This window comes from Curtobacterium sp. VKM Ac-1376 (assembly GCF_015351025.1).
Taxonomy (GTDB): domain Bacteria; phylum Actinomycetota; class Actinomycetes; order Actinomycetales; family Microbacteriaceae; genus Curtobacterium.
This window is the reverse complement of the sequence record NZ_JADKRV010000005.1, coordinates 143,196-169,133: the sequence shown is the minus strand read 5'-3', so window position 1 is coordinate 169,133 and position 25,938 is coordinate 143,196. Positions and strand designations below refer to the sequence as shown.

Sequence of the window (25,938 nt, the reverse complement as noted above, 5' to 3'; positions counted from 1 at the left end):
GGTGCGTCCCGTTAGCCTGACCGCGTGACGTTCCCCACAGCGCAGCTCGACGCACCGCCCCCCGCCCAGGACCTCACCGGTCGGCCGTGGTGGCACGCGCTGGGTGTGTTCGACCTCGAGACCACGGGCGTCGACGTCGAGACGGCCCGGATCGTCACGGCGCACGTCGGCCTGATCGACATGACCGGCGCCTCCATCGCCGAGGGCGCCTGGGTCGCCGACCCCGGCGTCCCGATCCCCGAGGGCGCCGCGGCGGTGCACGGCTACACCACCGAGCGTGCCCAGGCCGAGGGGCGCCCGGCGGCCGAGGTCGTGGCGGAGATCATCGCCGCGATCGAAGCCGTGTTCGCCCGTGGCATCCCACTCGTGATCTACAACGCCCCGTACGACCTCACCGTGCTCGACAGAGAGGCAAGACGCCACGGCTTCGCGTCCCCCGTCATCGGCAACGTCGTCGACCCGCTGGTGATCGACAAGGCGCTCGACACGTTCCGCAAGGGCAAGCGCACGCTCGAGGCCGCGTCGGAGCTCTACGGCGTCACCCTCGACGACGCGCACGACGCCGGTGCGGACGCCATCGCTGCCGGACGAGTCGCACAGGCCATCGCCGGCAAGTACCAGGACGAACTCGGCGTCTCCGCCGAGGAACTCCACCGCAAGCAGATCGGCTGGTGCGCAGAGCAGGCCAACTCGTTCCAGGAGTACATGCGCAAGAAGCGCGACCCGTCCTTCACCGCTGACGGCCGCTGGCCCCACCGGAACGCCAGCGGGAGCATGTAGCATCTCGCGTTGGGGGCCGATCCACGCATCAGTCCCGCAACGCTGCTGGCTGAAGCACAACGGGAGATCGTCACACGTGTTCTTGAAGACCTTCGGGTGGTCCCTCGTGATCACCGTCCTCGCCCTCGCAACCGCGCTGATCTACGGCAGCTGGAGCGCTGTCGTCATCACGCTGATCCTCGGCGTGCTCGAGATCAGCCTCAGCTTCGACAACGCCGTGGTGAACGCCCGCATCCTCGAACGGATGAGCCCGTTCTGGCAGAAGATGTTCCTGACGGTCGGCATCGTCATCGCCGTCTTCGGCATGCGCGTCCTCTTCCCGCTGCTCATCGTCGCCGTCACCGCGCACCTCAGCCCGGTCGAGTCGATCCAGCTCGCGCTTGAGAAGGGCTCGATCGAGGAGCCCGGCACGTACGCCTACCTGCTCCACGAGGCGCACCCGCAGATCGCCGCGTTCGGCGGGATGTTCCTGCTCATGATCTTCCTCGACTTCATGTTCGAGGACCGCGACATCCTCTGGCTCAAGTGGCTCGAGCGCCCGCTGCACTTCGTCGGCCGCCTGCCGATGGTGAACGTCATCGTCGCCCTCGCGCTGCTCGCCCTGTTCGGGGCCACCTCGGGCGACCACCAGGCGATCGTGCTCGTCTCGGGCATCGCCGGCCTCGTGACCTACTTCCTGGTCACGGGCCTCGGCGGTCTGTTCGACGTCGGTGACCCCGACGACGACGGGAACTCCCTCGACAGCGCCGACGAGATGGTCGCCGAGGCTGGTCGCATCGCCGGGAAGCGCCGGTTGGGCCAAGTCACCGGGCGCGCCGCGTTCCTGCTCTTCCTCTACCTCGAGGTCATCGACGCGTCGTTCTCCTTCGACGGGGTCATCGGCGCCTTCGCGATCACCGCCGACCCGATCATCATCGCGCTCGGCCTGGGACTGATCGGTGCAATGTTCGTCCGATCGCTGACGGTGTTCTTCGTCCGTCAGGGCACGCTCGACGAGTTCGAGTACCTCGACCACGGCGCGCACTGGGCGATCGGCGCGCTCGCCGTGATCCTGCTCGTGACCATCACGACCGAGGTCAACGAGATCGTCACCGGCCTGATCGGCGTGGTCTTCATCCTGGCCGCGTTCATCTCCTCGGTCGTCCGCAACCGTCGGAAGACGCACGCCGACGAACGCCCCGAGCCGTCCGTCCTCTCCCGCTGAGCGGCGACCGGGTCACGACACACCACCACCACCACGAAAGGTTCTCCCATGGGTCTCAGCCTCCAGAAGGGTCAGGCACTCTCCCTGACGAAGTCCGACGGCAGCGCACTGTCGCGCGTCCGGCTCGGCCTCGGCTGGGACGCCGTCGCGGCGAAGCGCGGCCTGTTCGGCGGCCGGAAAGAGGCCGAGGTCGACCTCGACGCATCGGCGATCTTCTTCGATGCCCAGGGCACCGCGGTCGACTACGTCTGGTTCAACCAGCTCCGCAGCAAGGACGGCTCGGCACAGCACACCGGTGACAACCTCACCGGTGCCGGCGACGGCGACGACGAGACCATCCGGATCGACCTCGGCGCGGTGCACAGCACCGTGGCCCAGATCGTCTTCGTGATCAGCAGCTACAGCCGGCAGACGTTCGACAACGTGCAGAACGCGTTCTGTCGAGTCGTCGACGACTCGACGGCCGGTTCTCCCGAGGTCGTCCGCTACCAGCTGACCGAGTCCGGCACCCACACCGCGATGGTGATGGCGAAGGTCGCACGGACCGGAGCAGGATGGACGTTCACGGCGATCGGTGAGCGCGCGAACGGTCGCACCGTGCAGGACCTGGTCGCCCCGGCGACCGCTGCACTCTGATCACCCGAACGGAGAACTCCTGATGGCTTCGCTCTCCCTGTCCAAGGGCACCAACCTCTCGCTCACGAAGACGGACCCGACCCTCAGCCGCGCCATGATCGGACTGGGCTGGGATCCTCGTACGACGGCCGGCGAGCAGTTCGACCTCGACGCCTCAGCGCTGCTGGTCGCCGCGACCGGCAAGGTCCGGTCGAACGACGACTTCATCTTCTACAACCAGCTCGCGTCCGCCGACGGTTCCGTCGTGCACCAGGGCGACAACCGCACCGGTGAGGGCGAGGGTGACGACGAGCAGATCCTCATCGACCTCGATCGCGTCGCTGCCGACGTCGAACGCGTCGTCATCGTCGTCACGATCGACCAGGCCGACGCTCGCCGCCAGAACTTCGGGCAGGTCCGCGGCGCGTTCTGCCGTGTCGTGAACGACGAGACCGGCAACGAGGTCGTGCGGTTCGACCTGACAGAGGACGCCGCTTCCGAGACCGGCATGATCTTCTCCGAGATCTACCGGTACGGCAGCGAGTGGAAGTTCCGCGCGGTCGGCCAGGGCTACGCCACGGGCCTCCTCGGCGTGGCGACCGACTACGGCGTCGTCCTCGACTGACCGCTTTCCCCCAACCGAAAGGACCGATCATGGCAGGCCTCTCCCTCGCGAAGGGCAACAACCTCTCGCTCACCAAGACCAGCCCCGGACTCACCGTCGCGACCGTCGGCCTGGGCTGGGACCCGCGCACCACTTCCGGTGAGCAGTTCGACCTGGACGCCTCAGCGCTCCTGATCGGTGCGAACGGCAAGGTGCGCTCCGACTCGGACTTCATCTTCTACAACCAGCCACGCAGCTCCGACGGCTCGGTCGAGCACAAGGGCGACAACCGCACCGGCCAGGGCGAGGGCGACGACGAACAGATCGTCATCGACCTGCAGACCCTGCCAGCGGAGGTCGACCGTGTCGTCATCGTCGTGTCGATCGACCAGGGCGAGGCACGCCGTCAGAACTTCGGCCAGGTGCGCAGCGCCTACTCCCGCGTGCTCGACCAGGACGGCACCGAGATCGTGCGGTTCGACCTCTCCGAGGACGCCGCGCCGGAGACCGCGATGATCTTCTCGGAGATCTACCGCAACGGCGCCGAGTGGAAGTTCCGCGCGGTCGGGCAGGGCTACACCACGGGCCTCGCCGGCATCGCGACCGACTTCGGCGTCCAGCTCGGCTGATCCGGCCCGTCCACCACCGCACCCGCCCCAGACCAGGAGACCCACCGATGCCCGGACCGCTCGCTCCGCCGGAACCGACCGACCCGTCCGAGGACGCACTCGTCCTCCGTCCCGCCGAGTCCGCCGAGGTCGTGACCCCCGACGACGCGCCCGGGATGGTGCCGGTCGACCCCGATCGGCAGTCCCAGATCGCCGAGCAGGCGCGACAGTTCGTGGATGAGGTCGCCTCGCTCGATCCGAGGTCGCCGGCGTTCACGGAGAAGGTCGACGGGATCACCACGATCGCCGGCACGGAGATCGCGCGGTCCGGCGGGTTCTCGTCGCGCATGCTCGAGCGGTCGCAGACGTCGGTGGCGGGTGCCAAGCGCACCGGGGACGGCGCCCAGGTCAAGGTGGCGACGACGCTCGGCGAACTCCGGTCGACGGTGGAGGACCTGACGCCGAACCAGGCCGACCTCAGCACCGGCCGGAAGATCCTCGGGCTCATCCCGGGTGGCAACAAGCTCGCCAAGTACTTCCAGCGGTACGAGTCCGCGCAGACCCAGCTCGACCACATCATCAAGTCGCTGATGGCCGGTCAGGACGAGCTCCGCAAGGACAACGCCACGCTCGCTGACGAGAAGGTGCAGCTGTGGGAGACCATGCAGCAGCTGAGCGAGTACGCCGTGTTCGCGAAGGCACTCGACGCGGCGACGGTGACGAAGGTCGAAGGGCTCCGGAACTCCGGTCGCACGGACGAGGCACAGAAGCTCGAGTCCGACGTGCTCTTCCCGGTGCGGCAGCGCCACCAGGACATCCTCACGCAGCTCGCCGTCTCGGTGCAGGGGTACCTGGCGATGGACCTGGTCCGCAAGAACAACACCGAGCTCATCAAGGGCGTGGAGCGCGCGCGGACCACCACCATCGCCGCGCTCCGCACGGCCGTCGTGGTCGCGCAGGCGCTCGCGAACCAGAAGATGGTGCTCGACCAGATCGACGCGGTCAACAACACGACCAACGCCATGATCCTGCAGACGAGCGAGATGCTCCGCGACCAGACCACGCGCATCCACCAGCAGGCGACCAACTCGGGCGTCAGTGTCGAGACCCTGCAGCGGGCGTTCGACAACGTCTTCCAGACGATGGACGCCATCGACTCGTTCCGCTCCGAGGCCGCGCAGAACATGGCGTCGACCGTCTCCGCGCTCGAATCCGGCATCCAGCGCGCCAAGCCCTACCTGGAGCGCGCGCGGCAGACCGACGACGACCCGCGCTCGATCAGCCGATGATCCGGACGGTCGACCGCAGTGCGTGATCGTCTGCGCGCGCTGTTCGGCCGCGACGACGACCGCGAACCGGATTCGACCATCACCACCCCGTCCTCGGTCGCGGCCGCGGCCGCGGCGCGGATCGACGTCCGCGGTGCAGGCGGGCCGGCGGACGACCACGCAGCCTCGGCTGGTCTCGACGACCTCCGTGCGCTGGTCCGTGCGGCGGGTGCCGAGCTCCCGACGGTCGTGTCCTCGCGGATCCGGCACGTCGAGGACCTGCTCCGCGAAGCGGCCGACACCGTCGTCGCGCGCGGTGCCTCCACCGAGCAGCGGTACCTGTTCCAGGCGATCGTCGACGACTACGTGCCGTCGCCGGTCCGCACCTACCGCTCACTCCCGCCGGAGGACCGCACCGAGGACAGCGCTGCGACCCGCACGCTCGCCGAGCAGCTGGACGTCGTCGCCGAGACCGTGGACGACATGCACGAACAGATCAGGAGCGGAGCCATCGCAGAACTGTCGACGCACGGCCGGTTCCTCCGAGACCGCCTGGGGGACGGCGACCCCGGCCTCCGACTCGGCGGAGCAGACTCGTGACCGGACGGCTCGTCCCGGGCGCGAACGCGGCGCTCACGGCGGAGAACCCCGGGCTCGATGCCGTGGTCGTCGGTATCGCCTGGGACCAGATCGCAAGCCGTGGACCCTCCGCCGAGCTCGTCCCCGTCGCCATCGTGTGCGACGCCGAGGGCCGGGTGCTCTCCGATGACGACCTGGTGTTCTTCAACCAGATCGAGAGCGCCGACTCCTCCGTGCGCTACCTCGACGATTCCGACCATGAGGAGATCGACGTCGACCTGGTGAGCGTGCCGGACGTCGTCGACAAGATCGTCTTCGCGGTCTACCTCGATCCCGATCCCCGCTCGCCCCGCGACCTCGGCTCGGTCCGGTCGATGACGATCCGTGTGAGCGCCCCCGACGGCCGTGAGCTCGTGCAGTTCCCGCTGCCCTCCGAGCGCAACCACACGATCGACGCCGTGATCCTCGGTGAGCTCTACCGGCATCGGGCCGAGTGGAAGTTCCGCGCGGTCGGTCAGGGCTACACCACCGGGCTGACCGGGCTCCGGACGGACCACGGTATCGGCCGGGCCCGATGACCTCCGGTCACCCCTACCTCCGTCGCCGTCCGCGCCCAGCACGGGCAGCAGCACCGGCACCGGCGCCGGTGCCGGTACGGGCGCCAGCACCGGCGAGTCCGGCACCGCAGCCCGCCCCCGCGCCGGCCCCGCCACCACCTCGGGCCAGCGGCCCCTCGGAACGCGTCCTCCGACGCCGCGCCGAACGCGCACGCCGGATCCGCCCGTTCCCAGCGCCCGATCCGCGGACCGTCAGGGTCCTCGGTCCGGACGCCCCGATCGTCCGCGTGGACCGTCGGCGCTCGGCCGTGGGCGCGCTCGCCCTCTCCGGCTGCACCAGTGCTGCGTGGGAGTCGGTGGACTTCACCGTCGGCGCGACGACCGCCGACGGCGCCGAGGCGGGCCGGACGGTGGTGACCGCCGGAAACCGACCCCTCGTCGGGTTCGACGAGGGCGTCGCACTCGTCGCACTCCGACACGTCCGGGTGCTCCGTCGTGCCCTGTTCATGGCGCGCGGCCCCGAGCGGCTCGTGGTCGCGCTGCACGACGGCACCACCTTCGCGGTCGCCGAGGGCGGCCCCGGCACCATGACCGTGCTCGCCCTGTCCGTCATCGACGGCGAGCTCGAACTCCGGGCGGAGCCGTTCCCCCGGTCGACCCACGACGGTGACGTCTTCGCCGCCTTCGGGTTCGTCCTGTCCGCTCCGACACCGGGAACCTGATCATGCGCCACTTCGCTCGGCTCGACGGCCAGGACCTCTTCCTGCACCCGCCGGAGGACGTCCACCGCGGCAGCGACCAAGACCTCCGGGCCGTTGCGCTCGGCGCCACCCTCTACACGCCGGGCATCCGGCCCGACCTCGTGCGTGACGTCCAGCGGCAGACCGCGCTCGGTGCCGGCTCGATCGTGCTCTGCCTCGAGGACTCCGTGGCCGACACCGACCTCCCCCTCGCCGAGCAGCAGGTCGGTGATGCCCTCCGCAGCCTGGCCGCCGGCGCCGCCGATGATGATGACACGCTCCCCCAGCTCTTCGTGCGGGTTCGCGACCCCGGGCACCTCCGTCGGCTCGCCGAACGCTTCGGTGACCGCGCGCTGGACGTGCTGAGCGGCTTCGTCCTGCCGAAGTTCGAGGACGCCCCGGACAGCGGCTCGCGGTACTTCGACGTCCTCGACGACCTGAACGCAGGCCGTTCCGGGCATCGCCGGATCCTGGTGATGCCCATCCTCGAGTCCCCCTCGATCATGCACCGGGAGACCCGCACGGAGGCCCTCGCCGCTCTCCGCGACCTGCTGATCGCCCGCCGGCGCGACGTGCTGGCGCTGCGCATCGGTGCCACCGACCTGTCCAGCGTGTTCGGGCTGCGCCGGCCGTCGCACCTCACCGCGTACGACGTCCAGGTCCTCGCGTCGGTGATCGGCGACGTGGTGAACGTCCTCGGCCGTGCCCGCGACGGCTTCCTGGTCAGCGGGCCGGTGTGGGAGCACTACCCCGATGCCGGCCGGGTCTTCCGGACGCAGTTGCGCGCCACGCCGTTCGAGGTCGCCGGGGATCTCGCGCTCCGCCGGCAGCTCCTCCTCGAGGGCTTCGACGGGCTCCTCCGCGAGGTCACCCTGGACCGCGCGAACGGTCTGACCGGCAAGACCGTGATCCACCCGCGGCACGTGCCGCTCGTCCACGCGATGTCCGTCGTCAGCGACGAGGAGTTCTCGGACGCGAGCGACGTGCTCGCGAACGTCGCCGGCGGTGTCGCCGCCTCGCGCTACGGCAACAAGATGAACGAGATGAAGCCGCACCACGACTGGGCGGTGCGCACGGTACTGCGCGCCCGAGCGTTCGGGGTCGCCAACCCCGACGTCACCTTCGTCGACGTGCTCGAACGGAGCCTCACGTGACCGTGCCCCCACCAACGGCCGGCGACCTCGGTGTCACCCTTGACGACGCTCGCGCGACGAGCTCTGCGGCCGTCCCGCTCGGCGTCCTCGCCCGGATCGCGCTGCGTCGGAACCCGAAGCGCGCGCACCTGCTCGTGTCGACCGTCCTCGCGAAGCACCTGCCGACCGTCCCCGCCGTCGCGCTCGCGGCCGGCGAAGCGCTCGGTGCGCTGACAGCGGACGCGCTCGACGGGGGTGCGCGCTGGGACGCCCGGACGGCAGCCCGACTCGAACGCGTCGTCCGCGACGCGACCGCGGGCGACCAGGACCGCCTCGGCCAGGCAACCGCGACCAGCGCCGCGCACCGCGCGGCCACCACGCTCCGCACCGACCTCGCCGCCGGTCGTCCCGAGCACCCGGACGCCCTCGTCCTCGGGTTCGCCGAGACCGCGACGGCCCTCGGGGCCCTCGTCGCTGAGTCGCTCGGCGCCCGGTACCTCCACTCCACACGGCATGCCCCGAGCGGTGCAGTGCCCGCCGCGGGCTTCGACGAGGCGCACTCGCACGCCACCACCCACCGGCTCCTGCCGTCCGACCCGGAGTGGCTGCCAGCCGGTGGCACGGTCGTGCTGGTCGACGACGAACTGAGCACCGGCGCCACCGCACGCGCCACCATCCGCGAACTGCACGCCCTCGCACCCCAGCGCCGCTGGGTCGTCGCCAGCCTCATCGACCTACGGTCCCCGGCGGACACCGCGGCGACGGAGGAGCTCGCCACCGAGATCGGCGCGCCGATCACGGTCGTCGCCCTGGGTCGCGGCCGCGCCGTGCTCCCCGCCGGGCTGCCGTCGGCGGCCGCCGACGTGGTCGCGACCCACGCGGTGGCGCCGACCGGGTGCGGAACGAACGGTGTGCCGGACGGGAGGACGGGTTCGGGCCCGACCCGCGCCTCCAGGCCGCAGACCGTCACGACCACCGCCGCGCCGGCGACCGCCGTCGACCGCTTCGGCACACCCGCACAGCGGGTGCGGCTGCCGCGCACCGACGTCGAGGGAACCGCGCAGGACGTCCTCGCCGTCCTCGGCGCGCTCGAGGCTCCCGCCGGCGGCCCCCGTCGCGTCCTCGTGCTCGGCACCGAGGAGCACATGCACACGCCGCTCGTCGTCGCGGACGCGCTCCGGCGACGCAGCGACGCCGACGTCCGCTTCTCGACCACCACGCGCTCCCCCGTCGCGGTGCTCGACGACCCGGCCTGGCCGATCCGGTCCGGCATCCGCTTCCGGTCGCACGACACCACCGTGGACGGGACGGGCGAGCGGTTCGCGTACAACGTGCGCGGCTTCGACGCGATCGTGGTGCTGCCGGAGCCGGGGACCGATCGTGCTCTGCTCGACGGAGACGACGGCCTCCTCGCGGCGCTCGCCACGGCCGCACCGGCCGTCGTCCTCGTCGACACACCGCTCGCCACCGGCTCCGACCGGACCGCACCCCGACCGCTCACCGGTCCGTCGTTCGGTTCCTACGAACCCGGCGACGTGACGTGGCTCCTGCAGGACCTCGCCGACGCCGCCCTGGAGGCAGACACCGCCGACCGAGAGCGGGCGATCCAGTTGGAGGGCGCGAACTACGCCGAGTCGCTCCCCGTCGAGTACGTGCCGTCGGATGCGTACGAGGCCCTCTACCGGGACGCTCTCGACCGGTCCGCCGACCGCATCGCCGAGGCCGTCGGCATCGTCACCGAGCTCGTCCTGCAGCGCCGAGAGCGTCCGGTCCTCGTCTCGTTGGCGCGCGCCGGTACCCCCGTCGGCATCCTGATGCGGCGCTGGGCCGAGCGGCGGCACGGACTCCAGCTCGACCACTACACCGCCAGCATCGTGCGCGGCGTCGGCATCGACGAGACCGCGCTCCGGTGGCTCGCCGACCACCACGACCCCGCTCAGGTGGTCTTCGTCGACGGCTGGACCGGCAAGGGGGCGATCACGCGCGAGCTCACCGACGCGCTCGCCCGCTTCGCCGAGTCCGACGGCGCGCGCTTCCCGGACGACCTCGCGGTCCTCGCGGACCCGGCTGGCTGCACGACGCTGCACGGCACCCGCGATGACTACCTGGTGCCGTCGGCCTGCCTCAACTCGACCGTCTCGGGGCTGGTGTCGCGCACCGTGTTCAACCCGACGCTCACCCCCGCCGACACCTTCCACGGCGCGAAGCAGTACCGGCAGCTGGCTCCGCGCGACCACTCCCGCGCGTTCGTCGCCACGATCGCGGACCGCTTCGACGCCATCGCCGACCGCGTCACAGCTGCCCTCGACCGGGCCGGGCCGGACGCCGACGACGCGCGGGCCGTCGACTGGCGCGGCATGCGAACGGTCGAGGTGATCGGGGCCGAGTACGGCATCGACGACCTGCACCTCATCAAGCCGGGCGTCGGCGAGACCACCCGGGTGCTCCTCCGCCGGGTCCCGTGGCAGGTCCTGGTCCGCGACCCCGACGACGTCGACATCGCGCACGTGGTCGCACTGGCTCGGGAGCGCGGCGTGCCGGTCGTCACCCGTCCGGACCTGTCCTACAGCTGCGTGGGCCTCATCCACCCGCTCGGCAGCCGGGTCGCTCCAGCGGCTGACGGGGACGTCTCGTGAGCGCGGTCGTCGGGTTCGACCTCGACCGCACCCTCGTCTACTCGGCCGCGGCCCTGCTGCTCGACGGTCCAGACGAATCGGCACCCTCGCTCGTCGTGACCGAGGTCTACCAGCACACACCGCTGTCGTTCATGACGCGGGCCGCGGAGACCGCACTCGCGGCCCTCGCCGAACGCGCGACGGTCGTCCCCGTCACCACCAGGACGGTGGCGCAGTACCGCCGCATCCGACTGCCGCTCCCCGCCGCCGGATGGGCGGTCACGACCAACGGTGCCGTCCTGCTGCACGACGGTCGACCGGACGACGCCTGGACAGCATCGCTCCGTGCCGAGATCGACGCGACCTCCGCACCGCTGGAAGCCGCCGAGGAGCTCATGCTCGCCGAGCTGCCCGCCGCCGCCCTGCTCCGGAACCATCGGGCGGAGGAACTCTTCGCCTACGCCGTGGTCGACCGAGCAGCGTTGCCGGAGCACACGGTCACCGACCTCGCCGCAGCGCTCCTGGCCATCGGGTGGACTGTTTCGTTGCAGGGTCGGAAGCTGTACGCCGTGCCGGTCGCGATCCGCAAGGAACGAGCCCTGGCCGCCGTCGCCGAACGGGTCGGGTCGACGATGACCGTCGCGGCCGGCGACTCGCTCCTCGATCGGGACATGCTCGCCGCCGCCGACGTCGCCATCCGGCCGGCGCACGGTGAGTTGCACGCGGCGGGGTGGACGGCGCCGAACCTGCTCGTCACGGGGGCGGTCGGGGTCATGGCCGGTCAGGAGATCATCGAGCTCGCGGCCCGGGCGGTGGACGACGACTCGCGCTGACCGCTCGTCCCTGGCGGTCGATCCCGGATCCCAGCACGACGGAACGGGCGGTCCTCCCGAAGGAGGACCGCCCGTTCCGTCGTGCTGGGGACTGCTTACTTGGAGAAGCCCTTGAAGCGCTGGTTGAACTTCTCGACGCGACCGGCCGAGTCGAGGATGCGCTGCTTGCCCGTGTAGAACGGGTGCGACGCGGAGGAGATCTCGACGTCGATGACCGGGTAGGTCGCACCGTCGAGCTCGATGGTCTTGTCGCTGTTCGCGGTCGAACGCGTCAGGAACGTCTCACCGGAGGCCAGGTCGCGGAAGACGATGGCGCGGTACTCGGGGTGGGTGTCGGTCTTCATGGAGATTCCTCGATAGCGGTGGTGGGATTGCGCGAACTGCGCGGGAAGTCATCGGCTTGCGCCAGCCGTCAACGTTACCAGACGGACGGCGCGATCGCAGCGTTACGCGGCGCGTGCCGTGTACCGACCGGCGTCCTTGGTGACGGAGAGGTCGATGCCGAACGCCTCGGTCAGGGTCTGGTCGGTGAGGACCTCGTCGATCGGACCGGCTGCCTGCACGTGGCCCTCGGAGAGCACGAGAGCGTGCGTGAACCCGGCCGGGATCTCCTCGACGTGGTGGGTGACGATCACGATGGCCGGCGAGTCCGCGCTCTGGGCGTAGCCGCCCAGCGTGCGGACGAGGCTTTCACGCGCGCCGAGGTCGAGCGACGCGGCGGGTTCGTCCAGGAACAGGATCTCCGGGTCGGTCATCACGGCACGGGCGATCTGGACGCGCTTCTGCTCGCCGTCGCTCAGCTCGCCGAACGTGCGGTCGGTGAAGGACCCCAGACCCCACTCTTCGAGCACGCGCTGCGCACGGCGGACGTCGAGCTCCTCGTACTCCTCGTTCCATCGCCCCGTGACCGAGTACGCCGCGGTGAGCACGACGTCGATGACCTTCTCGGTCACCGGGATGCGGCGCGCCAGCGCCGTCGACGCGAAGCCGATGCGCGGGCGGAGCTCGAACAGGTCTGCGCCGCCGAGCTCGGTGCCGAGCACCTCGACGTCACCCGAGGTCGGGAACGTCTGGGCACCGGCGACCTGCAGCAGCGTGGTCTTGCCGGCGCCGTTCGCACCGAGCACGACCCAGCGTTCGTCGTCCTGCACCTCCCACGAGATCGCGTCGAGGATGGTGGCCCCGTTGCGGACCACCGAGACGTCTGACAAGCGCACGACCGAGGGCATGGGACCAGCCTACGGGTTCTGGCCGAGCACCTGGTCGTAGACCTGCCGTGTCCTCGTGGCGATCGCGTCCCAGGTGAACTCGCTCTCGACGCGGAGCCGTCCAGCCCGGCCCATGAGCTTCGCCAGCCCCTCGTCGGCGAGCACTTCGGCCAGGGTCGCGGCGAGGTCGGCCACGAAGCGGTCCGGGTCGGTCGGGGTGCCGGTACCGTCCTGGGCCTGGTCGATCGGGACGATGCGGCCCGTGAGCCCGTCGGCGACGACCTCGGGGATGCCCCCGGTACCGGTGCCGACGACGGGGATCCCGCACGCCATGGCCTCGAGGTTCACGATCCCGAGCGGCTCGTACACCGACGGGCACACGAACACGGTGCCCGACGACAGCACGTTCACGATCTCCTCGTGCGCGAGCATCCGGTCGATCCAGACGACTCCCTCACGGTCGGCGCGGAGACCCTCGACCAGCTCGGTGACCTCGGCGAGGATCTCCGGTGTGTCCGGCGCGCCGGCGCAGAGCACGATCTGCACCTCCGCAGGCAGCGACGCCACCGCGTGGAGCAGGTAGGGCAGGCCCTTCTGACGGGTGATGCGTCCGACGAACACCACGCTCGGGCGCGACGGGTCGATGCCGAGCGCACGCACGGCGTCCTCGTTGACGGTCGGCTTCCACGCGTCGATGTCGATGCCGTTGTAGACGACGTGCACGTCGGCCGGGTCGATCGACGGGTACGAGCGCAGGATGTCCGCGCGCATCGCCTTCGAGACGGCGATGACGCCGTCAGCGTGTTCGAACGCCTCTCGCTCCATCCAGCTGGACAGGCGGTACCCGCCGCCGAGCTGCTCGGCCTTCCATGGGCGCAGCGGCTCGAGGCTGTGGGCGGTCACGACGTGGGGGATGCCGTAGGTCAGCTGCGCGATCCGGCCCGCCGAGTTCGCGTACCAGGTGTGCGAGTGCACGAGGTCGGCACCCTCGACGTCGGCCGCGATGGCCACGTCGGTGCCCAGCGCCTGCAGCGCACCGTTCGCCTGGCCGAGCCCGTCCGGTGTCCGGTAGGCCCACACGTCGGGTTCGTCGCGGAAGGCCCCGAAGGCCCGGACACGGACCTCCGTGTCCGTCCCCGACCGCAACGCGGCGGTGAGTTCGGACACGTGGACACCCGCTCCGCCGTAGACCTCCGGCGGATACTCCCTGGTCAGCAGATCGACTCGCACTGGATCAACGTAACCGGTTCCCAGTGCTGACGCCTACTGTGAGCGGCATGGCACCAAAGAAGGTCTTCGGCATCGTGCTCGCCGGCGGCGAGGGCAAACGACTCATGCCGCTCACGGCCGATCGCGCGAAGCCCGCCGTCCCGTTCGGCGGCAACTTCCGTCTCATCGACTTCGCACTGTCGAACCTGGTCAACTCCGGACTGCAGAAGATCGTCGTCCTCACCCAGTACAAGTCGCACAGTCTCGACCGGCACGTCGCCGAGACCTGGCGCATGGAGGGGCTGCTCGGCTCCTACGTGGCGTCGGTCCCCGCGCAGCAGCGGCTCGGCAAGCGCTGGTTCGCCGGCTCGGCCGACGCGATCCTGCAGTCGCTCAACCTGCTGCGCGACGAGCGCCCGGACATCGTCGTCGTCGTCGGCGCCGACCACGTGTACCGAATGGACTTCCACCAGATGGTCGAGGCCCACATCGCCTCCGGCCGCAGTGCGACGGTCGCGGCGATCCGCCAGCCCATCGCCCTCGCCGACCAGTTCGGCGTCATCCAGGTGGCCGAGGACGACCCCACCAAGATCGACGCGTTCCTCGAGAAGCCGAAGGACGCCATCGGCCTCGCGGACTCTCCCGGCGAGATCCTGGCTTCGATGGGCAACTACGTGTTCAACGCCGACGCCCTCGTCGACGCGGTCCTGCGTGACGGCCAGCTCGAGACCTCGGCCCACGACATGGGCGGCGACATCGTCCCCGACTTCGTGAACCGGGGCGACGCCGGTGTCTACGACCTGCAGCGCAACGAGGTCCCCGGCTCGACCGACCGCGACAAGTACTACTGGCGTGACGTGGGGACGATCGATTCGTTCTTCGACGCCCACATGGACCTGATCGCACCCGTGCCGGTCTTCAACCTGTACAACCAGGACTGGCCGATCTTCAACCAGCAGACGAACCTGCCGCCGGCGAAGTTCGTCCGCGACGCGAACGGCAACACCGGCTCCACGGTCGACTCGCTCGTGTCGCTCGGCTGCCTGGTGTCGGGTGCGCAGGTCGAGCGCAGCATGATCGGCCCGTGGTGCTCGATCGACTCCGGCGCCCAGGTGCTCGACTCGATCGTGTTCGAGCGCGCCACCATCGGCGCGGGCGCGGTCGTCAACCGCGCCATCCTCGACAAGGACGTCGTCCTCGCGCCCGGTGCGCGGGTGGGCGTCGACCGCGAGGCGGACGAGGCCCGCGGCTTCACCGTCACCGAGTCCGGCATCACCGTGGTCGGCAAGGGCGTCCGCGTCGACGCGTAGCGTCGGCCGGTCACGTCGACACCGCGACGGACAGACCGCCCGGAGGCACGGCTCGCGTCACGGACGCAGCCGTCCCTTCCGTCTGTCGGTACCGTGGGGGCGTGCCCCGCTTCCTCGTCGTCCTCGATGCCGATTCCACCCTCCTCGAGGACGAGGTGATCGAACTGCTGGCGGACGCCGCCGGCACCCGGCCGCAGGTCGCGGCGATCACGGAGCACGCCATGCGCGGGGAGATCGACTTCGCCGAGAGCCTCCGGGAGCGTGTCGCGACCCTGGCGGGCCTCCAGGCTGACGTGTTCACCCGCGCACAGCAGGCGGTTCGCGTGACGCGAGGCGCCGACCAGCTCGTCCGCGGCGTGCACGCCGCCGGTGGCACCGTCGGTGTGGTGTCCGGCGGGTTCCACGAGGTGCTCGACCCCCTCGCCGAGCAGCTCGGACTCAACCACTGCCGTGCGAACCGCCTCGAGGTCACCCACGGCGTGCTGACCGGCCGCGTGCTCGGCGACGTCGTCGACGCGCACGCGAAGGCCGTCGCGCTCCGCGAGTGGGCCGAGGCGGACGGCGTCGACGCGAGCCGCACCGTGGCGGTCGGCGACGGTGCGAACGACCTCGAGATGATGCGCGTCGCGGCACTGTCCGTCGCGTTCGACGCGAAGCCGCGCGTGCGCGAGCAGGCCGACCTGGCGATCGTGGACCGCGACCTGTCGGCGGTGCTCGCCACGCTCGGGCTGCGGGGCTGACCGCTCGCCGGCTCAGCTGGGACTCTGCGGATCGTCCGTCGTCAGTGCCCCATCCCGAGGCCGCCGTCGACGGGGATGATCGCGCCGGAGACGTACCCGGCGCCGTCGCTCGCCAGGAACAGCGTGGCGTCGGCGACGTCGTCGACGGTGCCGTAGCGGGCGGCCGGGATCGCCTTCTTGAACTCGGCCTGCAGCTCGTCGGAGAGCGCGGCGGTCATGTCCGTCTGGATGAAGCCGGGGGCGACCACGTTCGCGGTGATGCCGCGCGAGCCGAGTTCGCGGGTGATCGACCGGGCCATGCCGACCAGGGCGGCCTTCGAGGACGCGTAGTTGACCTGGCCGACCTGGCCGTAGGCGCCGACGACGCTCGACATGAGCACGATCCGGCCGAACTTCGCCTTCATCATGTTCTTCGTGGCGCGCTTGACGACGCGGAAGGTGCCGGTGAGGTTCGTGTCGACGACGCTGGTGAAGTCGTCCTCGGACATGCGGAGCAGCAGCTGGTCGTTCGTGATGCCTGCGTTGGCGACGAGCACCTCGATCGGGCCGAGCTCGGCCTCGACCCGGGTGAAGGCCGCGTCGACCGACGCCGTGTCGGTGATGTCGGCCTGCACCGTGAGCGCTCCCTCGGGTCCCCCCTGTCCACTTCGCGACGTGACCGCGACCCGGTGGCCGGCTGCGACGAACCGCTCGGCGAGGGCGTGGCCGATGCCGCGGTTGCCGCCGGTGATGAGGACGGTACGGGGGGTGCTCATGGTCGCTCCGTTCGGTGGGGTGTCCTGGTGCGTCGCCGAGGGTCCGGCTGACACGCCCGGACGAGCGTACCGGAGGGGACCGCGCGACCCGTTCGCGCGCGGCGCACCCACGATCAGCCCCACGGGATTAGGCTTGACCACGGGTAGACGGAGACCATCTGTATGAAGAGCACGCACACGAGCATCACCTCGCTCCCGGACTCGCCGGAGCAGGACCGGGCGCACCGCCTGTCCCGCTACGTGTGGCAGATGGCGATCCGGGTGGTCCTGTTCATCGCAGCCGTCCTCATCTACTCCATCTGGCACTCGTGGCTCGCGGTCATCCCGGTCGTGCTCGCCGCGGTGATCCCCTGGGTCGCCGTCGTCATCGCGAACGCCGGCAGCCGCACCGAGAGCGACATGATCTCGCCCGCTGGCTCCATCGAGCTCTACGACGCCGTCGACCCGCGTCTCCGCGAACAGCAGGAGGACGCCAGGGCCCAGGCCTACCGCGACGAGCAGGCCCGGCTCCGCCAGCAGGCGCAGGACGCCCAGGACGAATGGCAGCGCAACGGCGACCGATCGAAGATGTGGGGCCACCGCTGATGGGCGCGACCTTCGACCTGCAGACCGAACCCGGATCCCCGCCCGTGTGCTCACGCGCCGGATGCACCTCGACCGCCGGGTGGCGTGTCAACTGGCGGAACCCCCGGATCCACGCGATCGACCGCGTGAAGATCTGGGCGGCGTGCGAGGCGCACCGCGACTTCCTCGCCGACTACCTGCGGTCCCGCTCGTTCCCGGTGCGGGTCACCGGAATGCACGAGGACGTCGACCGCCTCGACGACGAGCGCGACCCCTCCGCCGTGCCGAAGAACGACGTCGGGGTGCGCTCCACCGGCACCGCCAGATGACCCAGGACTTCGACCCGCAGTCCCGGTACGGCCGGCGGCACGCGGCCAGGCTGCAGCGTGCCGCCGCCGAATCTGGTGCTCCGTCGCAGCGGCCCGGCCCCGACGAGCCCTTCGTCGGCTGGCGGTTCGTGCGCAGCCGTCGCTGGCTCGGCTACTTCGCCATCGCCGTGGCCTTCGCGATCGTCTGCGCGCTCTTCGGCATGTGGCAGTGGGACCGCCGGAACGAAGCGGTGCGCCAGAACGAGCAGGTCGCGCAGAACTACGACCACGCCCCCGTCCCGGTCGACCGTGCGCTGCCGAAGGCCTCGAGCTGGCAAGACGAGCAGGAGTGGCTCCGCGTCTCCGTGACCGGTCGCTACGACGTCGACTCGCAGCTGCTCGTCCGCAACCGGGTGCACAACGGCCAGCCCGGGTTCGAGGTCCTGACCCCCCTGGTCACCGCGGAGGGCCGCGCCTTCATCGTGGACCGCGGCTGGGTGCCGACCGGCAACGCGCAGGACGCCCCGGACCACGTCCCCGCTCCCCCGTCCGGGCAGGTCACGGCCGTCGTCCGCCTGCAGCCGAACGAACCGAGGATCCCGGGTCGGTCCGATCCGAAGAACACCGATCAGGTGCAGTCCGTCACCCTTGCCGACGTCGCGAGCAAGGTCGACGACCCGATCTGGACCGGCGCGTACGGCCAGCTCGCCTCCGAGTCCCCCGCCCCTTCCGAAGCACGCCCGCTCGGCTGGGAGCGCCCCACTGCGGACACCGGCCTGCACCTCAGCTACTTCATCCAGTGGTTCATGTTCGCCGCCGGGGGCTTCGGGTTCCTGGCCTACGTGATGGTGCAGGAGCACCGGAACCTCAACCAGGACGACCCGGAGGAGCGCGAGCGCGCCCTCGAGCGCGAGCGTCGCAAGAACGCGAAGCCGAAGACCGACGCCGAGATCGAGGACGACCTGCTCGCGTCGCGCCGCTGACGCGACTGCTGGCGGCCTGCGGAAGACGCCGTCGTCTTCGCAGAACGCCGCCGTCGGCACAGGACGCCGCCGAATCGGGCGGCGTCTCGCCGCTTTCGGGGCGTCCCGCCGACACGACGGCGTCTCACCTGCACGCGAACGCGACCCCACAACGGACGGGAGGCCCGTGGCGGCGTCGCCACGGGCCTCCCGTCCGTCTGTCACCGCGGCCACAGTGCGCAAGACGCCGTCGCCACCGCGACACGCCCCCATGTCCGCGAGCCGCCACCGAATCCGGCGGCGGCTCGTGTCTCAGCGGCGTCGCGTGAACACGACGGCGTCTCGCAGGCAGCTAGGCGAGCTCGATGAGCTCCGCGTAGTCCTTGTTCCAGTGGTCCTCGGTACCGTCCGGCAGCAGCAGCACCCGCTCGGGGTTGAGCGCCTCGACCGCACCGGCGTCGTGCGACACCAGGACGACGGCCCCCTCGAAGCCGGCCAGGGCGCTGAGGATCTCCTCGCGCGATGCCGGGTCCAGGTTGTTCGTCGGCTCATCGAGCAGCAGGACGTTCGCGCCCGAGACGACGATCATCGCGAGCGACAGGCGGGTCTTCTCGCCACCGGACAGCACGCCGGCCTTCTTGTAGCCGTCGTCTCCGGTGAAGAGGAACGACCCGAGCACCCGGCGGGCCTCGGTCTCGTTGAGGTCGGTCGACGCCGACACCATGTTCTCGATGACGGTGCGGTTGATGTCGATGTTCTCGTGCTCCTGCGCGTAGTACCCGATGCGCAGACCGTGCCCGGGCTGGATCTCGCCGGTGTCGGGCTGGTCGGCACCCGCCAGGATGCGCAGCAGCGTCGTCTTCCCCGCACCGTTGAAGCCGAGGATGACGACGCGCGAGCCGCGGTCGATCGCCAGGTCGACACCCGCGAAGATCTCGAGCGACCCGTAGGACTTCGACAGCCCCTCGGCCATCAGCGGAGTACGCCCACACGGAGCCGGCGTCGGGAAGCGGATCTTCGCGACCCGGTCGGCGACGCGCTCGTCTTCGAGACCCGCGAGCAGCTTGTCGGCGCGCGCGACCATCTGGTGCGCGGCCGCGGCCTTGGACGCCTTGGCACCGAAGCGCGCGGCCTGGTCCTTCAGCGTCGCCGCCTTCTTCTCGGCGCCCGCCCGCTCCTTGCGACGACGGTCCTCGTCGGCGACGCGCTGCCGCTGGTAGAGCTTCCAGCCCATGTTGTAGATGTCGATGGTCTGGCGGTTCGCGTCCAGGTAGAAGACGCGGTTCACGACCTCGTCGACGAGCTCCACGTCGTGGGAGATGATGATGACGCCGCCGGGGTAGGTCTTCAGGTGCTCGCGGAGCCACACGACCGAGTCGGCGTCGAGGTGGTTGGTCGGCTCGTCGAGGATCATCGTCTCGGCGTCCGAGAACAGGATCCGCGCGAGCTCGATGCGTCGGCGCTGACCACCCGAGAGCGTCTTGAGCTGCTGGTCGAGGATGCGGTCCGGCAGCTTGAGGTTCGAGGCGATCGACGCCGCCTCGGCCTCGGCCGCGTAGCCACCGAGCGCGTTGAACTGGTCGTCGAGGCGGCTGTAGCGCCGCATCGCCTTCTCGGCCACGGCCGGGTCGTCACTCGCCATGTCGAGGGTCGCGAGGCGGATGCCCTCCACGAGTTCACCGAGCCCACGGGCATCGAGGATGCGCTTGCGCGCGGTCTCCTCCGGGTCGCCGGAGCGGGGGTCCTGCGGCAGGTACCCGATCTCACCACCGCGCTCGATCTTGCCGCCGGTGGGCTGCGTCTCGCCCGCGAGGGCCTTGGTCATCGTCGTCTTCCCCGCACCGTTGCGGCCGACGAGTCCGATCTTGTCACCCTTCTCGACACGGAAGGACACGTCCTCCATGAGGAGACGAGCTCCGACGCGGATCTCGAGTTCGTGCACGGCAAGCACAGTGGACGTCCAATCAGTTGGTGGGTTTGCACAACGGTGTGTGCGTGAGGTGCACCGCTACGCTGACGGGACCGATGGTTCCGAAACGGGACCAGCAGTCCATTCTAGGAGAATCCATGACGAACGCCACCGGGTTCGCTCCCCGCGCAGTCCTCGCCGACCGTCTGCGGACGCACGGGCTGGCCACCGACGCCGCCCTCGTCGCGGGTGGAGCCCTGTTCACCGCCGCGATGGCGCAGCTCGAGGTACCGATGTGGCCGGTCCCGATCACCGGGCAGACGCTCGCCGTGGTGCTGGTCGGTGCGACCCTGGGAGCACGCCGGGGAATGCTCTCGCTGCTCGTCTACGCGATGGCCGGACTCGCCGGCGCCCCGTTCTTCGCCGACCTGCAGGGTGGGCTGCAGGCCCTGGCCCTCCCGAGCTTCGGCTACGTCATCGGGTTCATCCCCGCCGCGGGGCTCGTGGGCTGGCTCGCGCGCCGCAACTGGGACCGCCGCGTCGGTCGTGCAGCCGTGGCCTTCACGCTCGCCAGCGCGATCCCGTTCGTCACCGGCCTGCCGTACCTGGCCGTCGCGCTCGGCCAGCTCGGCGCCCCGAACGACCTGCAGTCGGTGCTCGCCGCCGGCCTGTACCCGTTCATCATCGGCGGCATCGCCAAGGCCCTCATCGCCGCCGGCATCCTGCCCCTCGCGTGGAAGGCCGTCGGTCGCCGCTGACCCGCCGCACGAGAACGGCCCCGCACCGCATCGGTTCGGGGCCGTTCCGCGTCTGGCGCGGGTGGGGTGGTTCGGCGAGGTCAGCACGAGGTCGGGGCGAGGGGGCGAGACACGCCGCGGGCGGTTCGCCGAGGTCGCACAACACGCCACGTGCGCGCGTCGGAAGCGGCAGATCGCGCGACCTCGGCGGCGCGCCCCGCGCGTGGCGCGCGAACAGACGGACGGGAGGCACGGTGCCAGCTGGCACCGTGCCTCCCGTCCGTCTGTTCGCGACGAAACGCGACTAGATCGCGAATCCGAGCGCGCGCATCATCTCGCGTCCGTCGTCGGTGATCCGTTCCGGACCCCACGGCGGCATCCAGACCCAGTTGATGCGGAAGGCGTCCACGATGCCGTCGAGGGCGTTCGCCGTGTCGCCTTCGATGACGTCGGTCAGGGGGCAGCCGGCGCTGGTCAGCGTCATGCTGATGACCAGCGCACTGGCCTCGTCGTCCCAGGCGAGGTCGTAGATGAGCCCGAGGTCGACGATGTTCACGCCGAGCTCCGGGTCTTGGACCTCCTTCAGGCCCTCCACGACCTCGTCGAACTTGTCGGGAGCGAGTGCCGCGATCATCAGGCCTGCACCTCGGCGGCGGCAGCCTGCACGTAGCGGTCGTACCCCTCGTTCTCCAGGCGTTCGGCGAGCTCCGGACCGCCCTGCTCGGCGATCTTGCCCGCCACGAACACGTGCACGAAGTCCGGCTTGATGTAGCGGAGGATACGCGTGTAATGCGTGATGAGCAGCACGCCGAGGCCGGTGGCGGCCTTCGCGCGGTTGACGCCCTCGGACACGATCTTCAGCGCGTCGACGTCGAGACCGGAGTCGGTTTCGTCGAGCACGGCGAACCGCGGCTTGAGGAGCTCGAGCTGCATGATCTCGTGGCGCTTCTTCTCGCCGCCGGAGAAGCCCTCGTTGACGTTGCGCTCGGCGAACGACGAGTCCATCTTGAGGTCGGCCATCGACTGGCGGAGCTCCTTGATCCAGCCGCGCAGAGCCGGGGCCTCACCGTCGATCGCCGTCTTGGCGGTGCGGAGGAAGTTCGACACCGTCACGCCGGGGATCTCGACCGGGTACTGCATCGCGAGGAACATGCCCGCGCGGGCACGCTCGTCGACGCTCATCGCGAGGACGTCCTCGCCGTCGAGGGTGATCGACCCACCGACGACGTGGTACCGGGGGTGACCGGCGATCGTGTACGCGAGCGTGGACTTGCCGGAGCCGTTCGGCCCCATGATCGCGTGGATCTCGCCCTCGTTGATGGTGAGGTCGACACCCTTCAGGATCTCCTTGACGCCCTGATCGGTGTCGATCGAGACCTGGAGGTCACGGATTTCGAGAGTGGACATTGCGTTCCTTCGGTTGCAGCTGTGGTGCGGCGTCAGCCGCGGGAAGTGTGTGTGTGTTGCTCGACCGGCCGGGGCCCGTCCGGATCCCGGTCAGTCGACCGGGACGACGTCCTGCACGTCCACGTAGACGTCGCCGTCACGAACCTCGACCCGGAAGACCGGAACGGGCTCGTAGGCCGGGAAGTTCTGCGGCTTGCCGGTGGCCAGCGAGAAGCGGGACCCGTGGGCCCAGCACTCGAGCGAGTCACCCTCGACGAACCCCTCGGCCAGGGAGATGTCGCCGTGCGTGCAGGTGTCGCCGATCGCGTGCACCGTTCCGGACGAGTCCTTCACGATGGCGACCGCCGTGCCGTCGACGACGACCCGCATCGGACTGTCCACCGCGATGTCGGCTTCCGCGCAGACCTTCTCGGGCATCAGGCGTGGGCCTCCGCCGGCGCGGCGATGACGGAACGGCCCTCGGCGAGTTCCTGCTCGACCGCCGCGATGAGCCGCTCCTCGAGCTCGGGTGCGCCGATCTTCTGGATGACCTCGACCAGGAAGCCAAGCACGACGAGCCGCCGAGCCTCTTCCTCGGGGATGCCGCGGGCCTGCAGGTAGAACAGCTGCTCGTCGTCGAAGCGGCCGGTCGCACTCGCGTGCCCGGCACCCTCGATGTTCCCCGTCTCGATCTCGAGGTTCGGGATGCTGTCGGCGCGGGTACCGTCCGTCAGCACGAGGTTGCGGTTCTGCTCGTACGAGTCGGTCCCGTCGCCCGCCCGGCCGATCAGCACGTCGCCGATCCACACGGTGTGCGCGCCCTGACCCTGCAGCGCGCCCTTGTAGTTGACCCGGCCGCGCGTGTTCGGCGCGTCGTGGTTCACGTAGACCTGCTGCTCGATGTACTGGCCGGCATCGGCGAAGTAGACGCCGTACATCTCGGTGTCGGCGCCCTGTGCACCGAGGTGCGTCGAGGGGTTGACGCGGATGACGTCGCCGCCGAGCGAGATCACGACGTGCTTGAGGAAGGCGTCGCGGCCGACCTCGGCGAAGTGCGTGGACACGTGCACCGCGTCGTCGTCCCAGTCCTGCAGGCTCACGACCGTGAGACGGGCGCCGTCCTGCACGACGATCTCGACGTTCTCGCTCAGGAGCGCGGTGCCGCGGTTGTCGAGCACGACGATGCCCTGTGCATGCGCCTCGGCCGTGATGACCGTGTGGGCCGCGCGGGGCTGCGACCCGAAGTCGGACCGGGTGATGGTGATGAACTCGTTCGCCTCGGTGGCCTTCACGGTGATCGCGAGCACCGCGTCGCGTGCGGTCCAGGCTGCGGCGGCGGCACGGTCCTCCGGCAGGCCGGCGGTCCCGACGCGGGGGTCGTCGCTGCGACCCCACTCGACGTCGGCACCCTCGGACTGGCGGGCGAGGTACGGGTAGGCGGATCCGTCGAGCCCGCCGTCGAGGAGTGGCTGGAGCTTCGCCAGGGGCGCGAACTTCCAGTTGACCTCTCGGCCGGTGACCGTCGGGTACGCCTCGACGTCGCCGGACTGGAAGCGCTCGGAACGGGTCTGGACCGGCACCTTCGTCTCAGGGGTGTCCCAGCCGCCGTCGGAGTGGGCTCCGGCGCCGTGCTGGGTGCCGCCCTGCGCTGCGGCAGCGGGCTCGATCGGCTGGTCGATGTGGGGAGGGGTGGTGCTGGACATCTAGCCGACGGATCCTTCCATGCTCATCTCGATGAGCTTGTTGAGTTCGAGCGCGTACTCCATCGGGAGCTCGCGGGCGATCGGCTCGATGAAGCCACGGACGATCATCGCCATCGCCTCGTCCTCGGCCATGCCGCGGGACATCAGGTAGAACAGCTGCTCCTCGCTCACGCGCGAGACCGTGGCCTCGTGCCCGAGCTGGACGTCGTCGACTCGGATGTCGATGGCCGGGTACGTGTCGCTCCGGCTGATGGTGTCGACGAGCAACGCGTCGCAACGAACGGTGTTCGCGGAGTGGTGCGCGGTCGCGTCGACCCGGACCTCGCCGCGGTACCCGGCACGTCCGCCACCACGGGCGATGGACTTCGAGACGATCGACGACGTCGTGTACGGCGCCATGTGGACCATCTTCGCGCCGGCGTCCTGGTGCTGCCCGGGGCCTGCGAAGGCCACCGACAGGGTCTCGCCCTTGGCGTGCTCACCGGCGAGGTAGATCGACGGGTACTTCATCGTCACCTTGGAGCCGATGTTGCCGTCGATCCACTCCATCGTGGCGCCCTCGTGCGCGATCGCACGCTTGGTCACGAGGTTGTAGACGTTGTTCGACCAGTTCTGGATCGTCGTGTACCGAACGCGGGCGTTCTTCTTCACGATGATCTCGACGACGGCGGAGTGCAGCGAGTCCGACTTGTAGATCGGGGCGGTGCAGCCTTCGATGTAGTGGACGTAGGAGTCCTCGTCCGCGATGATCAGCGTCCGCTCGAACTGACCCATGTTCTCGGTGTTGATCCGGAAGTAGGCCTGCAGCGGGATCTCGACGTGCACGCCCTTCGGGACGTAGACGAACGAGCCGCCGGACCACACGGCCGTGTTCAGCGCGGCGAACTTGTTGTCGCCCGCCGGGATCACGGACCCGAAGTACTCCTCGAACAGCTCGGGGTGCTCACGGAGCGCCGTGTCGGTGTCCATGAAGATGACGCCCTGCTGCTCCAGGTCCTCGCGGATCTGGTGGTAGACGACCTCGGACTCGTACTGCGCGGCGACCCCGGCAACGAGGCGCTGGCGCTCGGCCTCGGGGATTCCGAGCTTCTCGTACGTCGCACGGATGTCCTCGGGGAGGTCCTCCCACGACTGCGCCTGCTTCTCGGTGGAGCGGACGAAGTACTTGATGTTGTCGAAGTCGATGCCCGTGAGGTCGGCACCCCAGGTCGGCATCGGCTTCCGGCCGAAGAGCTGCAGCCCCTTGAGGCGGTTCTTCAGCATCCACTCGGGCTCGTTCTTGAGGTTCGAGATGTCGGTGACGACCTCTTCAGAGATCCCACGACGGGCGGAGGATCCGGCCGAATCGGAGTCGGACCAGCCGAACTCGTATTGGCCGAGCCCTTCGAGCTCGGGACGGTCGATGAGCACGTCGGACATGGTCTCCTCGTTTCCTTCTCGCGGACAGCGTCTTCAGGTGTGAACCCGTGGCGTCTGGACGCCATTCCACCGCGGGCCGCCGACACGGTGCTGATGTGCACGGCGGACACGGTGCTGCTCCCTCGCAACGACAATGGTTCCACGCAGTCCGTGGAGTGATCGGCGATCACGGCTCATTCGGAGCCGGCGCCT

At 70.1% G+C, this 25,938-nt stretch carries 28 protein-coding genes; 18 read left to right on the top strand and 10 right to left on the bottom strand.

Features of this window, described 5'->3' with window-relative positions; translation table 11 throughout:
* The first annotated feature begins 24 nt into the window (after nucleotides 1-24).
* The 12 genes from ITJ56_RS08810 to ITJ56_RS08755 all read left to right on the top strand — a co-directional run bounded on the left by ITJ56_RS08810 (nucleotide 25) and on the right by ITJ56_RS08755 (nucleotide 11,536).
* Nucleotides 25-780 (top strand): 3'-5' exonuclease, encoded by a 756-nt coding sequence (locus ITJ56_RS08810; protein WP_323749763.1) that lies wholly within the window; start codon nucleotides 25-27, stop codon nucleotides 778-780.
* A 76-nt stretch (nucleotides 781-856) separates the two neighbouring features.
* A complete protein-coding gene (locus ITJ56_RS08805; protein ID WP_194629780.1) occupies nucleotides 857-1,984 on the top strand; it encodes a DUF475 domain-containing protein in 1,128 nt (375 codons plus the stop codon).
* A 48-nt stretch (nucleotides 1,985-2,032) separates the two neighbouring features.
* Complete coding sequence (locus ITJ56_RS08800) at nucleotides 2,033-2,620, top strand: TerD family protein (RefSeq protein ID WP_194629778.1); 588 nt, start codon at nucleotides 2,033-2,035, stop codon at nucleotides 2,618-2,620.
* A 22-nt stretch (nucleotides 2,621-2,642) separates the two neighbouring features.
* Nucleotides 2,643-3,224, top strand: coding sequence for a TerD family protein (locus tag ITJ56_RS08795; protein WP_194629776.1), 582 nt, complete (start codon nucleotides 2,643-2,645; stop codon nucleotides 3,222-3,224).
* 29 nt (nucleotides 3,225-3,253) lie between these two features.
* The gene (locus ITJ56_RS08790) at nucleotides 3,254-3,832 is read left to right on the top strand and encodes a TerD family protein (RefSeq protein ID WP_194629774.1); all 579 of its coding nucleotides are present in this window, start codon (nucleotides 3,254-3,256) and stop codon (nucleotides 3,830-3,832) included.
* A gap of 47 nt (nucleotides 3,833-3,879) precedes the next feature.
* Nucleotides 3,880-5,100, top strand: a complete 1,221-nt coding sequence (locus tag ITJ56_RS08785; protein WP_194629773.1) for a toxic anion resistance protein — start codon at nucleotides 3,880-3,882, stop codon at nucleotides 5,098-5,100.
* Between the two features lie 18 nt (nucleotides 5,101-5,118).
* A complete protein-coding gene (locus tag ITJ56_RS08780) occupies nucleotides 5,119-5,679 on the top strand; it encodes a hypothetical protein (protein ID WP_194629771.1) in 561 nt (186 codons plus the stop codon).
* Entirely contained in the window at nucleotides 5,676-6,236 is a 561-nt protein-coding gene (locus tag ITJ56_RS08775; protein WP_194629769.1) for a TerD family protein, read from the top strand. The genes ITJ56_RS08780 and ITJ56_RS08775 overlap by 4 nt, the downstream gene beginning before the upstream one ends.
* 266 nt (nucleotides 6,237-6,502) lie before the next feature.
* Nucleotides 6,503-6,937: a hypothetical protein gene (locus tag ITJ56_RS08770; RefSeq protein WP_194629767.1), complete on the top strand. Its 435-nt coding sequence runs from the start codon at nucleotides 6,503-6,505 to the stop codon at nucleotides 6,935-6,937.
* Nucleotides 6,938-6,939: 2 nt separating this feature from the next.
* The gene (locus tag ITJ56_RS08765) at nucleotides 6,940-8,109 is read left to right on the top strand and encodes an HpcH/HpaI aldolase/citrate lyase family protein (protein WP_194629765.1); all 1,170 of its coding nucleotides are present in this window, start codon (nucleotides 6,940-6,942) and stop codon (nucleotides 8,107-8,109) included.
* Nucleotides 8,110-8,111: 2 nt separating this feature from the next.
* A complete protein-coding gene (locus ITJ56_RS08760; RefSeq protein WP_323749762.1) occupies nucleotides 8,112-10,724 on the top strand; it encodes a phosphoribosyltransferase domain-containing protein in 2,613 nt (870 codons plus the stop codon).
* The gene (locus ITJ56_RS08755; RefSeq protein ID WP_194629755.1) at nucleotides 10,721-11,536 is read left to right on the top strand and encodes an HAD family hydrolase; all 816 of its coding nucleotides are present in this window, start codon (nucleotides 10,721-10,723) and stop codon (nucleotides 11,534-11,536) included. Before ITJ56_RS08760 ends, ITJ56_RS08755 begins: the two co-directional genes overlap by 4 nt.
* Nucleotides 11,537-11,631: 95 nt before the next feature.
* Here the strand turns inward: ITJ56_RS08755 and ITJ56_RS08750 are convergent, their stop codons facing one another.
* The 3 genes from ITJ56_RS08750 to glgA form a co-directional block, all read right to left on the bottom strand.
* Nucleotides 11,632-11,880: a type B 50S ribosomal protein L31 gene (locus ITJ56_RS08750; protein ID WP_017887280.1), complete on the bottom strand. Its 249-nt coding sequence runs from the start codon at nucleotides 11,878-11,880 to the stop codon at nucleotides 11,632-11,634.
* 102 nt (nucleotides 11,881-11,982) lie between these two features.
* Nucleotides 11,983-12,765 (bottom strand): ABC transporter ATP-binding protein, encoded by a 783-nt coding sequence (locus ITJ56_RS08745; RefSeq protein WP_194629753.1) that lies wholly within the window; start codon nucleotides 12,763-12,765, stop codon nucleotides 11,983-11,985.
* 9 nt (nucleotides 12,766-12,774) lie between these two features.
* On the bottom strand, nucleotides 12,775-13,974 hold the full coding sequence (gene glgA, locus ITJ56_RS08740; RefSeq protein WP_194629745.1) for a glycogen synthase: 1,200 nt from the start codon (nucleotides 13,972-13,974) through the stop codon (nucleotides 12,775-12,777).
* A gap of 47 nt (nucleotides 13,975-14,021) precedes the next feature.
* Here glgA and ITJ56_RS08735 point away from each other — a divergent pair, with 47 nt between their 5' ends.
* Both ITJ56_RS08735 and serB read left to right on the top strand, forming a co-directional pair.
* Nucleotides 14,022-15,263: a glucose-1-phosphate adenylyltransferase gene (locus ITJ56_RS08735; RefSeq protein ID WP_194629743.1), complete on the top strand. Its 1,242-nt coding sequence runs from the start codon at nucleotides 14,022-14,024 to the stop codon at nucleotides 15,261-15,263.
* Nucleotides 15,264-15,364: 101 nt separating this feature from the next.
* Nucleotides 15,365-16,003 carry a phosphoserine phosphatase SerB gene (serB, locus tag ITJ56_RS08730; protein WP_194629741.1) on the top strand — a complete coding sequence of 213 codons (639 nt, stop codon included), beginning with the start codon at nucleotides 15,365-15,367 and terminating at the stop codon, nucleotides 16,001-16,003.
* 41 nt (nucleotides 16,004-16,044) lie between these two features.
* Here serB and fabG read toward each other — a convergent pair whose 3' ends face one another.
* Entirely contained in the window at nucleotides 16,045-16,758 is a 714-nt protein-coding gene (gene fabG, locus ITJ56_RS08725; RefSeq protein ID WP_194629739.1) for a 3-oxoacyl-ACP reductase FabG, read from the bottom strand.
* 162 nt (nucleotides 16,759-16,920) lie between these two features.
* Here fabG and ITJ56_RS08720 point away from each other — a divergent pair, with 162 nt between their 5' ends.
* From ITJ56_RS08720 to ITJ56_RS08710, 3 genes are read left to right on the top strand one after another with little or no spacing between them, the layout of a single operon-like run.
* Nucleotides 16,921-17,343, top strand: coding sequence for a DUF3099 domain-containing protein (locus tag ITJ56_RS08720; RefSeq protein WP_194629737.1), 423 nt, complete (start codon nucleotides 16,921-16,923; stop codon nucleotides 17,341-17,343).
* Nucleotides 17,343-17,651, top strand: coding sequence for a hypothetical protein (locus ITJ56_RS08715; protein ID WP_416354763.1), 309 nt, complete (start codon nucleotides 17,343-17,345; stop codon nucleotides 17,649-17,651). The genes ITJ56_RS08720 and ITJ56_RS08715 overlap by 1 nt, the downstream gene beginning before the upstream one ends.
* On the top strand, nucleotides 17,648-18,613 hold the full coding sequence (locus ITJ56_RS08710) for an SURF1 family protein (RefSeq protein ID WP_194629736.1): 966 nt from the start codon (nucleotides 17,648-17,650) through the stop codon (nucleotides 18,611-18,613). The genes ITJ56_RS08715 and ITJ56_RS08710 overlap by 4 nt, the downstream gene beginning before the upstream one ends.
* A gap of 331 nt (nucleotides 18,614-18,944) precedes the next feature.
* Here ITJ56_RS08710 and ITJ56_RS08705 read toward each other — a convergent pair whose 3' ends face one another.
* A complete protein-coding gene (locus ITJ56_RS08705) occupies nucleotides 18,945-20,543 on the bottom strand; it encodes an ABC-F family ATP-binding cassette domain-containing protein (protein WP_194629734.1) in 1,599 nt (532 codons plus the stop codon).
* Between the two features lie 116 nt (nucleotides 20,544-20,659).
* On the opposite strand from ITJ56_RS08705, the gene ITJ56_RS08700 reads away from it, so the two are divergent.
* Complete coding sequence (locus ITJ56_RS08700; protein ID WP_194629732.1) at nucleotides 20,660-21,259, top strand: biotin transporter BioY; 600 nt, start codon at nucleotides 20,660-20,662, stop codon at nucleotides 21,257-21,259.
* A gap of 283 nt (nucleotides 21,260-21,542) precedes the next feature.
* Here ITJ56_RS08700 and ITJ56_RS08695 read toward each other — a convergent pair whose 3' ends face one another.
* From ITJ56_RS08695 to sufB, 5 genes are all read right to left on the bottom strand, one after another.
* Nucleotides 21,543-21,872 (bottom strand): metal-sulfur cluster assembly factor, encoded by a 330-nt coding sequence (locus tag ITJ56_RS08695; RefSeq protein ID WP_123312556.1) that lies wholly within the window; start codon nucleotides 21,870-21,872, stop codon nucleotides 21,543-21,545.
* Entirely contained in the window at nucleotides 21,872-22,645 is a 774-nt protein-coding gene (gene sufC / locus ITJ56_RS08690) for a Fe-S cluster assembly ATPase SufC (protein ID WP_194629730.1), read from the bottom strand. Before sufC ends, ITJ56_RS08695 begins: the two co-directional genes overlap by 1 nt.
* 90 nt (nucleotides 22,646-22,735) lie before the next feature.
* Entirely contained in the window at nucleotides 22,736-23,062 is a 327-nt protein-coding gene (locus ITJ56_RS08685) for a non-heme iron oxygenase ferredoxin subunit (protein ID WP_194629728.1), read from the bottom strand.
* Nucleotides 23,062-24,327: a Fe-S cluster assembly protein SufD gene (gene sufD / locus ITJ56_RS08680; protein WP_228517384.1), complete on the bottom strand. Its 1,266-nt coding sequence runs from the start codon at nucleotides 24,325-24,327 to the stop codon at nucleotides 23,062-23,064. Before sufD ends, ITJ56_RS08685 begins: the two co-directional genes overlap by 1 nt.
* Nucleotides 24,328-25,746: a Fe-S cluster assembly protein SufB gene (gene sufB, locus ITJ56_RS08675; protein WP_194629726.1), complete on the bottom strand. Its 1,419-nt coding sequence runs from the start codon at nucleotides 25,744-25,746 to the stop codon at nucleotides 24,328-24,330.
* Nucleotides 25,747-25,938 lie beyond the last annotated feature (192 nt).